The sequence below is a fragment of the Tistlia sp. genome (assembly GCF_040905785.1).
Lineage (GTDB): Bacteria > Pseudomonadota > Alphaproteobacteria > Kiloniellales > DSM-21159 > Tistlia.
In genome coordinates, this window is the sequence record NZ_JBBDQW010000015.1 from 1 (window position 1) to 9,914 (window position 9,914).

Annotated in this window: 11 protein-coding genes; 8 read left to right on the forward strand and 3 right to left on the reverse strand. The window is 71.7% G+C overall.

Annotation, left to right across the window (positions count from 1 at the left end; all coding sequences use genetic code 11):
• The first annotated feature begins 201 nt into the window (after positions 1-201).
• The 6 genes from WD341_RS04115 (at position 202) to WD341_RS04140 (ending at position 4,620) form a co-directional block, all read left to right on the forward strand.
• The gene (locus WD341_RS04115; RefSeq protein WP_368424155.1) at positions 202-852 is read left to right on the forward strand and encodes a glutathione S-transferase family protein; all 651 of its coding nucleotides are present in this window, start codon (positions 202-204) and stop codon (positions 850-852) included.
• A gap of 116 nt (positions 853-968) precedes the next feature.
• Entirely contained in the window at positions 969-1,475 is a 507-nt protein-coding gene (locus WD341_RS04120; protein ID WP_368424156.1) for a DinB family protein, read from the forward strand.
• Positions 1,476-1,510: 35 nt separating this feature from the next.
• On the forward strand, positions 1,511-1,969 hold the full coding sequence (locus tag WD341_RS04125) for a PaaI family thioesterase (protein ID WP_368424157.1): 459 nt from the start codon (positions 1,511-1,513) through the stop codon (positions 1,967-1,969).
• Positions 1,970-2,058: 89 nt separating this feature from the next.
• Positions 2,059-3,231, forward strand: a complete 1,173-nt coding sequence (locus tag WD341_RS04130; protein WP_368424158.1) for an isovaleryl-CoA dehydrogenase — start codon at positions 2,059-2,061, stop codon at positions 3,229-3,231.
• 97 nt (positions 3,232-3,328) lie between these two features.
• Positions 3,329-3,928 carry a DUF1989 domain-containing protein gene (locus WD341_RS04135; RefSeq protein WP_368424159.1) on the forward strand — a complete coding sequence of 200 codons (600 nt, stop codon included), beginning with the start codon at positions 3,329-3,331 and terminating at the stop codon, positions 3,926-3,928.
• Positions 3,929-3,939: 11 nt separating this feature from the next.
• Entirely contained in the window at positions 3,940-4,620 is a 681-nt protein-coding gene (locus WD341_RS04140; RefSeq protein ID WP_368424160.1) for an SDR family oxidoreductase, read from the forward strand.
• Positions 4,621-4,650: 30 nt separating this feature from the next.
• On the opposite strand, the gene pyrC is transcribed toward WD341_RS04140, so the two are convergent.
• Together pyrC and WD341_RS04150 are read right to left on the reverse strand one after the other, a co-directional pair.
• Complete coding sequence (pyrC, locus tag WD341_RS04145; RefSeq protein WP_368424161.1) at positions 4,651-5,961, reverse strand: dihydroorotase; 1,311 nt, start codon at positions 5,959-5,961, stop codon at positions 4,651-4,653.
• Positions 5,961-6,929 carry an aspartate carbamoyltransferase catalytic subunit gene (locus tag WD341_RS04150; RefSeq protein ID WP_368424162.1) on the reverse strand — a complete coding sequence of 323 codons (969 nt, stop codon included), beginning with the start codon at positions 6,927-6,929 and terminating at the stop codon, positions 5,961-5,963. The genes pyrC and WD341_RS04150 overlap by 1 nt, the downstream gene beginning before the upstream one ends.
• Between WD341_RS04150 and mtgA the strand changes: the two genes are divergently transcribed.
• Entirely contained in the window at positions 6,920-7,717 is a 798-nt protein-coding gene (gene mtgA / locus WD341_RS04155; RefSeq protein ID WP_368424163.1) for a monofunctional biosynthetic peptidoglycan transglycosylase, read from the forward strand. The genes WD341_RS04150 and mtgA overlap by 10 nt on opposite strands.
• Positions 7,718-7,798: 81 nt before the next feature.
• Positions 7,799-8,353: a carbonic anhydrase gene (locus WD341_RS04160; protein WP_368424164.1), complete on the forward strand. Its 555-nt coding sequence runs from the start codon at positions 7,799-7,801 to the stop codon at positions 8,351-8,353.
• A gap of 45 nt (positions 8,354-8,398) precedes the next feature.
• On the opposite strand, the gene WD341_RS04165 is transcribed toward WD341_RS04160, so the two are convergent.
• Positions 8,399-9,613, reverse strand: coding sequence for a CaiB/BaiF CoA transferase family protein (locus tag WD341_RS04165; RefSeq protein WP_368424165.1), 1,215 nt, complete (start codon positions 9,611-9,613; stop codon positions 8,399-8,401).
• Between the last annotated feature and the right edge of the window lie 301 nt (positions 9,614-9,914).

Consider the following 9,914-nt stretch of genomic DNA (forward strand, 5'->3'; position numbering starts at 1 on the left):
CTGTCCGCCGATAACCCACGTGACGACCCCTTCCAGTATGAGAAATCCAGGCTAGGATCGGTCCGGAGCGGGGTCCAGCGCCATCGCAGGGCGAACGCCTCATGGCAGGCCTGCGGGCCGCCCGCGCGGTCGCTGCAGAAGGCAATTGCCCTCGCTCCGGAGCGAGGCGAAGCTGGCGGATCCGCGGACGGAGGGGCGGGGATGTACAGGCTGTACTGGGCGAAAGGGACCGGCGCTTTCGCGCCCAACGCCGTGCTCGCCGAGGCGGGCGCGCCCTTCGAGCGGGTCGAGGTGGACAAGGCCGCGGGCCGGCACCGCGAGCACGGCTACCTCGGGCTCAATCCGCGCGGCCAGCTGCCGACCCTGGTGCTCCCCGACGGCACGCTCGTCACCGAGTCGCTGGCGATCGTGCTGCAGCTCTGCGACGCCCTGCCTGAGGCCGGGCTGCTGCCGGCGCCGGGCAGCGCCGAGCGGGGCCGCTGCCTGCGCTGGATGGCCTTCGGCGCGGTCGATCTCTACGAGGCCAACCTGCGCTACGTCTACGCCGAGCGCTACACCAGCGATCCCGGCGGCGCCGCCGGCGTGAAGGAGGCCGGGCGCCAGGCGGTCGAGCGGGACTGGCGTCTGATCGAGGCGGCCCTGGGCGAGACCGAGGGGCCCTTCCTGCTCGGCGAGCGCTTCTCCGCCGCCGACATCTACCTGGCCATGCTCGGCGGCTGGCATCACGACCTGCCGGCCTTCCTCGAGGCGTCGCCCCGTGCCGCCCGGCTGATGCAAGCGGTGGCGGCCCGGCCCGCGATCGCCCCGCTGTGGCGCGAGTACTACGCCGGCGAGCCGGTGCTCGCATTCTGAAGGCGCCGCGCCCGCGCTTGCCGCAGCGGCAAGAGGCTCATGACGCCAAGGCTCTTCCCGACACCCCGTGAGAGCGGGCAGACTTCGCCCGCGGAACGGCGGGACGGGAGCGCGGCGTGATTCCGGAGCAGGCGCGAATCTTCGCGGGCTACAACAGCTGGGCCAACGAGCGGCTCTACGAGGCCGTCGCCGCCCTGCCGGAGTCCGACTACCGCCGCGACCTGCAGGCCTTCTTCGGCTCGCTTCACGGCACCCTCAGCCACATCCTGGTCGGCGACCTGCTGTGGCTCGGGCGGATCGGGCGCGACACCCTGGACGTCGCGCCGCCGCCGGCCGGCCTCGACGCCGTCCCGTTCGAGGACCTGGCGGGGCTGCGGGCGGCGCGCCGCCGCGCCGACGGGCACATCGCCGAGTTCTGCGCCGACCTGACGCCGAAACGCCTGGCCGGCACGGTGACCTACCTGCGCTGGGGCGAGCCCAGCAGCCAGCGGCTCTGGCAGATCCTGGCGCACCTCTTCAATCACCAGACCCATCACCGCGGCCAGGCCCACGGGCTGCTGACCCGGCTCGGCCGCGAGGCGCCGCCGCTCGACCTGATCTACTACCTGCGCGAGACCGGCTGAGCGCGGGCCCCGCGGACCCCTTGCTGGAGGAGACGATGGGCTTCGAGCCCTTGAACCCGGACTTCGAGGCGCGCACGCGGGACTCCTTCGCGCGCCAGGGCATCATGGCGACGCTCGGCGCCACGCTCAGCCGGGTCGAGCCGGGCCTGGTCGAGATCGTCCTGCCGTTCCGCCCGGAGCTGGCGCAGCAGCACGGCTTCTTCCACGCCGGCGTGACCGCGACGATCGGCGATTCCGCCGGCGGCTACGCCGCCTTCACGCTGTTCCCGGCCGAGGCCACGGTGCTGACCGTCGAGTACAAGATCAACCTGCTGGCGCCGGCCGACGGCGAGCGCCTGCGCGCGCTCGCCACGGTGTTCAAGCCGGGGCGGACGCTGACGGTCTGCGACGTCGCCGTCCACGTCGAGAAGGAGGGGCGCGAGCGGCCGTGCGCCAAGCTGCTGCAGACCCTGATGCGGCTCGACGGGCGCCCGGACGGGCCGGCGGCCGCCTAGCGGATTCCGGAGCGGCTGGCCGGGCGTCGACTCCGGCACCACAATCGGGCGACAAAGCGGCAAGCGAGAAACCGGCGGAGGAAGCCCCGATGATCCCGAACCAGCTGCCCAGCCTCAACTTCGGCCTCGGCGAGGAGGCCGACCTGCTGCGCGACACGGTGATGTCCTTCAGCCAGGAGAAGATCGCGCCGCTGGCCGCGCGGATCGACCGCGACGACTGGTTCCCGCGCGAGCTCTGGCCGCAGCTCGGCGCGCTCGGCCTGCACGGCATCACGGTCGAGGAGGAGTACGGCGGCGCCGGCCTCGGCTACCTGCACCACTGCGTCGCCATGGAGGAGGTCAGCCGCGCCTCGGCCTCGGTCGGCCTCAGCTACGGCGCCCACTCCAATCTCTGCGTCAACCAGATCCGCCGCAACGGCAGCGAGGAGCAGAAGCGCCGCTACCTGCCCAAGTTGGTCTCCGGCGAGCAGGTCGGCGCCCTGGCGATGAGCGAGCCCGGCGCCGGCTCCGACGTCGTCTCGATGAAGACCCGCGCCGAGAAGAAGGGCGACCACTGGGTGCTCAACGGCGGCAAGATGTGGATCACCAACGCCGGCGAGGCCGAGACGCTGGTCGTCTACGCCAAGACGGATCCCGAGGCCGGTCCGCGCGGCATCACCGCCTTCATCGTCGAGAAGGGCTTCAAGGGCTTCTCGATCGCCCAGAAGCTGGACAAGCTGGGCATGCGCGGCTCGCCGACCGGCGAACTGGTCTTCCAGGACTGCGAGGTGCCCGAGGAGAACGTGCTCGGCACCGTGGGCGGCGGCGTCAAGGTGCTGATGAGCGGGCTCGACTACGAGCGCGCCGTGCTCGCCGCCGGTCCGCTGGGGATCATGCAGGCGGCGCTCGACGTGGCCATCCCCTACGTCCACGAGCGCAAGCAGTTCGGCCAGTCGATCGGCGAGTTCCAGCTGGTCCAGGGCAAGCTCGCGGACATGTACACCACCGCCAGCGCCTGCCGGGCCTATGTCTACGCCGTGGCCCAGGCCTGCGATCGCGGCGAAACCGCCCGCAAGGACGCCGCCGGCGCGATCCTCTACGCCGGCGAGAAGGCGACCCAGGTCGCCCTCGACGCGATCCAGCTGCTCGGCGGCAATGGCTACATCAACGACTACCCGACCGGCCGCCTGCTGCGCGACGCCAAGCTCTACGAGATCGGCGCCGGCACCAGCGAGATCCGCCGCTGGCTGATCGGCCGCGAGCTGTTCGAGGAGAGCGCCTGAGCCGCGCGCCCGGCTCCGGGCGCGGCAGCCCCGCCTTGCCGGGGCCCGTCCGGCGGTCCTAAGCTCCGGCGACGCAAGCTTGGCGGGGGAGACTCGAATGGCCCAGGACGTGACGATTCCGGCGCGGCGCGGCAAGGCGGCCCGCCTGGCCGCCGGGCAGCGCCTGCGGGTGATCAACAGCCACGGCGACCAGGTCGTCGACACCTGGGCCTTCCTGCAGCACGACCTGCAGGAGTTCATGTCGATGGAGCATACCCGCGCGACTCTGCTGAAGATGATCCCCGGGGTCGGCGACCACCTCTACACCAACCGGCGGCGTCCGATCCTGACCCTGCTCGAGGACTCCTCGCCGGGCATCCACGACACCGTGATCGCGGCCTGCGACGACTACCGCTACGGCCTGCTCGGCTGCGCCGAGTACCATGACAACTGCACCGACAACCTGGCGGCGGCGCTCTACGAGCTGGGCCTGACGCCGCCGGAGACGCCGAGCCCGCTGAACCTCTGGATGAACATTCCCTGGACGAAGGAGGGCGGTCTGTCCTTCGAGGCGCCGGTCTCGAAGCCCGGCGACCACGTGCTGTTCGAGGCGCGGCTCGACTGCATCGTCGCCTTCTCGGCCTGCCCCCAGGACATCCTGCCGATCAACGGCGTCGGTCATGCCCCGACCGAGGCCCACTTCCGCGTCGAGGGCTGAAAGGCGTCGCCATGCCGAGCGTCCTGGTCACCGGCGCCAACCGCGGCCTCGGCCTCGCCTTCGTCGAGAGCTACGCCGCGGACGGCTGGCGGGTCCATGCCTGCTGCCGGCATCCCGAGAAGTGCCGGCCGCTGCAGCAGCTCGGGCCGGACGTCCTGACCCACCGCCTCGACGTCACCGACGGGCTGCAGGTCGAAGCGCTGGCGCGCAGCCTCGGCGAGGAGCCGCTCGACCTGCTGATCAACAACGCCGGACTGGGCGGCGGAACGGAAGCCTTGGAGGAGCTCGACTTCGACCGGTGGCAGCGCGTGCTGGCGGTCAACACCCTGGCGCCGGCGCGCCTGGCCGGCGCCTTCCGGCCGGCGCTCCTGGCCAGCGAGAAGCGGACCATCGCCAACATCAGCTCGCAGCTCGGCTCGCTTGGCGACAACGAGAGCGGCGGCCACTACGCCTATCGCAGCAGCAAGGCGGCGCTGAACATGGTGACGCGCAACCTGGCCGTCGACCTGAAGCCGGCCGGCGGCATCGCCGTGGCGCTGCATCCGGGCTGGGTGCGAACCGACATGGGCGGCCCCCAGGCCAGCATCTCGCCCCAGGAGTCGGTCGCGGCGCTGCGCCGCATCCTCGACGGCCTGACCCTGGAGCAGAGCGGGCGCTTCTACAGCTGGCGGGGCCACGAGCTGCCCTGGTAGCGGCGGCAGCGCCGTGGCGGCAGAAGCCGGTCAGGCGACGAAGATCGCCCGTCCGTCGACGACCGTGCGCAGCACCCGGCCCTGGACCATGTGGCCCTCGAAGGGCGAGTTCTTCGACTTGCTCTTGAATCGGTCGGGGTCGATCGTCCAGGGCTTCTCGTGATCGAAGACCACCAGGTCGGCGGGCCAGCCCCGGGTCAGGCCGGAGCGGCCGCGCAGGATCGCCGCCGGCCGGCTGGTCAGGCAGGCGACCAGGTCGAGCAGGCTGATGCGGCCGGCGTGGACCGGCGTCAGCGACAGCGCCAGCAGCGTCTCCAGGCCGACGATGCCCGGCTCGGCGTGGGCGAAGGGCAGGCGCTTGGCGTCCTGGTCCTGGGGCGCGTGGTCCGAGGCGACGGCGTCGATGGTGCCGTCGGCCAGGGCCGCGGCGACCGCCGCGCGGTCCTCCTCGCAGCGCAGCGGCGGCGAAACCTTGGCGAAGGTCCGGTAGTCGCCGACCGCGTTCTCGTTGAGCGTGAAGTAGTGGGGGGCGGTGTCGCAGGTGACCGGCAGGCCGCGCCGCTTGGCGCCGCGGATCGCCTCCAGCGCCGCCGCCGTCGAGACGTGGCCGACGTGGTAGCGCCCGCCGGTCATCTCGACCAGCCGCAGGTCGCGCTCGACCATGATGACCTCGGCCTGGGGCGGGATCCCGGAGAGGCCCAGTCGGGTCGCCAGCGCGCCCGAGTTCATCGTGCCGCCGGCCAGGCTCGGCTCCTCGGGATGCTGCAGGATCACCGTGTCGAAGATCCGGCTGTAGGCCAGGGCGCGGCGCATCACCTGGGCGCTGGCCACGGCCTTCAGGCCGTCGGTGAAGCCGAGCGCGCCATAGGCCGACAGCAGGCCCATCTCGGTCAGCTCCTGGCCCTCGCAGCGGCGCGTCACGGTGCCGTAGGTGTAGACCTTGACAGCCTTCTCCTCGCGGGCCCGGCGCGCCACGAACTCGACGCCGGCGACGTCGTCGACGATCGGGTCGGTGTTGGGCAGGGCGACCATCGAGGTGACGCCGCCGACGGCGGCGGCGCGGCTCGCCGAGGAGATCGTCTCCTTGTGCTCCTCGCCCGGCTCGCGCAGCTGCACGCGCATGTCGACCAGCCCCGGCGCCAGGCAGGCGCCGCCGCAGTCGACCGTCTCGACGCCCTCGGGAACGCCCTCGGCGAACAGCCGCGGGCCGAGGTCGGCGATCTCGGCACCCTCGGTCAGCAGCGCGCCGGGGGCGTCGAGTCCGCTCGCGGGATCGAGCAGGCGCGCGTTGACGTAGGCGACCCGTCCGGGTGCCGCGGTGCGGGCGGGGGGCTTCTGCATCATCGCTTCCGTCCGGTGCGCAGCGGCCGGGTCAGCACGTCGACGCAGGCCATGCGCACGGCGACGCCCATCTCGACCTGCTCGCGGATCGCGGAGCGGTCGATGTCGTCGGCGAGCTCGCTGTCGATCTCGACGCCGCGGTTCATCGGGCCGGGGTGCATGACCAGGGCGTTCGGCTTGGCCAGGGCCAGCTTCTCGCGGTCGAGGCCGTAGAAGTGGAAGTACTCGCGGATCGAGGGCACGTAGGAGCCCTGCATGCGCTCGGTCTGCAGGCGCAGCATCATCACGACGTCGGTGCCGGCCAGCCCGGCGCGCATGTCGGTGAAGGCCTCGACGCCGAGCGCCTCGACTTGGCTCGGCATCAGGGTCGGCGGCGCGATGACCCGGACCCGCGCGCCCATGGCGTTGAGCAGGTGGATGTTGGAGCGCGCGACCCGGCTGTGCAGGATGTCGCCGCAGATCGCGACCTCCAGGCCCTCCAGCTTGCCGAGCCTGCGGATGATCGTCAGGGCGTCGAGCAGCGCCTGGGTCGGGTGCTCGTGGGCGCCGTCGCCGCCGTTGATGACGGCGCACTCGACCTTCTCGCTGAGCAGCTTGACGGCGCCGGAGTCGGGATGGCGCACGACCAGCACGTCCGGATGCATGGCGGTCAGCGTCATCGCCGTGTCGATCAGGGTCTCGCCCTTCTTGATCGAGGACCAGGCGACCGACATGTTGATCACGTCGGCGCCCAGACGCTTGGCCGCCAGCTCGAAGGAGGTGCGGGTGCGCGTCGAGTTCTCGAAGAAGAGGTTGATCACCGTATGGCCGGCCAGCAGCGCGTTGCGACCGTGTCGGTGCGGGTCGAGATCGGCGTACTCCGCCGCCTCGTCCAGCAGGAACACGATCTCGGACCGGCTCAGGCCTTCGATGCCGAGCAGGTGCTTGTGCGGGTAGCCGCCTTGTACGGATTTCTTCGATGAGGTCATCGAAGCGGCCTTATGGCACCGCCGGAGCGAAGTCGCAAGCGCCCCGCGCGCCGTCGCGTGCATCGCCCCGTGCATCGCCCCGCACGTCGGCCGCCCGGCGGCTGTGGCGCCGCCTCCCGGGCCGGGGCCTCTGGCGTTGGCTGAGCGCGCTGGCCCTGCTGCTGCTGCTGGCGCCGCCGCTCTGGGTCGCGGCCTACAGCGCGGTGCCGCCGCCGGGCACCCTGCTGATGGCGCTGCGCTGGGCCGAGGGCGACGGCTGGCGGCGCGACTGGGTGCCGCTGGAGGCGATCTCGCCGAACCTGCGCCTCGCCGTGCTGGCCGCCGAGGACAACCGCTTCTGCGGTCATTTCGGCTACGACTGGGTCGAGCTCGAGCGCGCCGTCGCCGACTGGAAGGCCGGCAAGGGCCTGCGCGGCGCCAGCACGATCACCATGCAGAGCGCCAAGAATCTCTTCCTCTGGCCGGGCCGCGACTGGCTGCGCAAGGTCGCCGAGGTGCCCTTCGTCTTCTGGCTCGAGGCGCTCGCCGGCAAGCGCCGCATCCTCGAGCTCTACCTCAACGTCGCCGAGTGGGCGCCGGGGGTCTACGGCGCCGAGGCGGCGGCGCGGCACCACTTCGGCGTCTCGGCCGAGGCCCTGAGCGGGCGCCAGGGGGCGCTGCTGGCCGCGGTCCTGCCGAACCCGCGCGCCTGGTCGGCCGGCGAGCCGGGGCCCTACGTCAGCAACCGCGCCGCCACACTCCAGGCCCGCGTGCAGCAGCTCGGGCCGGCGCTCGACTGCGCGCGGTAGCGTGAGGCATCGCTCGGCGGAACGGGGTATGCTCTTCGGATCGAGCGGTCGCCGCCGGGGCGATCCGAGGGGGATCACGTCATGAACGCAGAGTCCTGCTGCATCGGTCATCCGTCCGTTCCGGCCGCGCACCGCGTGGGGCGCCGCCGCTTCGTCCAGCTCGCCGGCCTCGGGGCCGGCCTGAGCCTGCTGGTCGGCCTCGCGCCGCGGCCGGCGGGCGCCGGCACCGCCGAGGTGCTGCTGCTCAGCTGCATGGACTACCGCCTAGTCGACGACGTCGGTGCCTTCATGGCAGAGCTGGGCCTGACCGAGGACTACGACCACGTGATCCTGGCCGGCGCCTCGGCCGGCGCCGTGCATCCGGCCTTCGCCGATTGGCACGCGACCTTCTGGGAGCATCTGCAGGCGGCGATCGACTTGCACCAGGTCCAGAGGGTCATGGTGATCGACCACCGCGACTGCGGCGCCTACAAGATCGCGCTGGGCAGCGACCACTTGGCGACGCCCGATCGCGAGCGCGACGCCCATAGCGAGTTGCTCGGCCAGCTCGCCGCCCAGATCGCCGAGCGCCAGCCGGCGCTGGCGGTCGAGACCTACCTGATGGCGCTCGACGGCTCGGTGGAGCGCATCGGCTAGGACACCGGAGTGACGTGGGGGCGCAGAACAAGCCTCGCGGCTCGCCTACACCACGCCCTGGTCGCGCAGGCGGGCGATCTCGGCGGCGTCGAGGCCGAGCTCGGCCAGCACCTCGTCGCTGTGCTGGCCGACGTGCGGCGGCGGCCGGTCGTAGCCGACGGGGGTCTCGGAGAACCTGATCGGGTTGCCGATCAGCGAGACCGAGCCCGTCTCGCTGCCGGGGTAGGGCACCTCGACCTTCATGCCGCGGTGCAGGACCTGCGGGTCGGCGAAGACCCGGTCGAGGGTGTTGACCGGGCCCGAGGGCACGCCGAGGGCGGCCAGGCCGTCGATCCACTGGTCGAGCGTCTTGGTCACGGTCAGCTTCGGCAGGATCTCGTAGATGGCCTCGCGGTTGGCGACGCGCAGGGAGTTAGTGAGGAAGCGCAGGTCGCTGGCCAGCTCGGGCGCGCCGGCGAACTGGGCGAAGCGCTGGAACTGCCGGTCGTTGCCGACCGCCAGGATGAAGTGGCCGTCGGCGGCCGGCAGCACGTTGTAGGGCACGATGTTGGCGTGCTCGGTGCCGCGCCGGTGCGGCACCACGCCGCTCGTCAGGTAGTTCAGGCCCTCGTTGATCAGCCAGGCGACCTGGGTGTCGAGCAGCGCCAGGTCGATGTACTGGCCCTGGCCGGTCCGCTCGCGGTGGTGCAGGGCGGCGAGCAGCGCGACGCTGGCGTACATGCCGCACATCACGTCGGCGATGCCGACGCCGATCTTCATCGGCTTGCCGTCGGCCTCGCCGGTCAGGCTCATCATGCCACCCATGCCCTGCGCCAGGTAGTCGTAGCCGGCGCGCGGCGCGTAGGGCCCGTCCTGGCCGAAGCCGGTGATCGAGCAGTAGATCAGGTCCGGCTTGACCTGCTTCAGGCCGAAATAGTCGAGGCCGAACTTCGCGAGGCCCCCGACCTTGAAGTTCTCGACGGCGAAGTCGGCGGTCTCGGCGAGCCGGCGGATCAGCGCCTGGCCCTCGGGGTGGGCCATGTCGATGGAGAGCGAGCGCTTGTTGCGGTTGGAGGACAGGAAGTAGGCGCTGGCGTCGCTGTCGCTGCCGTCTGCGTTCCTGACGTAGGGCGGCCCCCAGCGCCGGGTGTCGTCGCCCTCGCCGGGGCGCTCGATCTTGACGACGTCGGCGCCCAGGTCGCCGAGCAGCTGGGTGCAGGTCGGGCCGGCCAGGATGCGCGTCATGTCGAGCACGCGCAGGCCTTGGAGGGGTCCGCTCATTGGTTTCCTATCCCTGTAAACCGTGCTGCTTGTCGCCCTTCCGCGGCGGCAGCGTCAAGTCGGGGCCGCATCCTGCCAGCCGCACCGTTTCGTCTTGCCCGCTTCATGGTGAGCCTGTCGAACCAGAAGCGGACCGGCGGAACGCCGGCTCCGGCTCCGGCGCTGCCGTTCGCTCCGCAAGAGCCCGGCGTCACCCCTTCGCTTCGTGGTTCGACAGGTGTGCAGCCGCCAGACATGGTGGACAGATGTCCGGAGACATGGTGGACGCATTCTGTCCGGCATTGGGGACCTTTTGGAGGGT

Bases quoted from the DNA above. Each gene is read 5' to 3' on its own strand.
- WD341_RS04115 (WP_368424155.1), top strand. From the start codon at position 202: ATGTACAGGCTGTACTGGGCGAAAGGGACCGGCGCTTTCGCGCCCAAC.
- WD341_RS04125 (WP_368424157.1), top strand. From the start codon at position 1,511: ATGGGCTTCGAGCCCTTGAACCCGGACTTCGAGGCGCGCACGCGGGAC.
- WD341_RS04130 (WP_368424158.1), top strand. From the start codon at position 2,059: ATGATCCCGAACCAGCTGCCCAGCCTCAACTTCGGCCTCGGCGAGGAG.
- WD341_RS04135 (WP_368424159.1), top strand. From the start codon at position 3,329: ATGGCCCAGGACGTGACGATTCCGGCGCGGCGCGGCAAGGCGGCCCGC.
- WD341_RS04140 (WP_368424160.1), top strand. From the start codon at position 3,940: ATGCCGAGCGTCCTGGTCACCGGCGCCAACCGCGGCCTCGGCCTCGCC.
- pyrC (WP_368424161.1), bottom strand. From the start codon at position 5,961: ATGCAGAAGCCCCCCGCCCGCACCGCGGCACCCGGACGGGTCGCCTAC.
- mtgA (WP_368424163.1), top strand. From the start codon at position 6,920: ATGAGGTCATCGAAGCGGCCTTATGGCACCGCCGGAGCGAAGTCGCAA.
- WD341_RS04150 (WP_368424162.1), bottom strand. From the start codon at position 6,929: ATGACCTCATCGAAGAAATCCGTACAAGGCGGCTACCCGCACAAGCAC.
- WD341_RS04160 (WP_368424164.1), top strand. From the start codon at position 7,799: ATGAACGCAGAGTCCTGCTGCATCGGTCATCCGTCCGTTCCGGCCGCG.
- WD341_RS04165 (WP_368424165.1), bottom strand. From the start codon at position 9,613: ATGAGCGGACCCCTCCAAGGCCTGCGCGTGCTCGACATGACGCGCATC.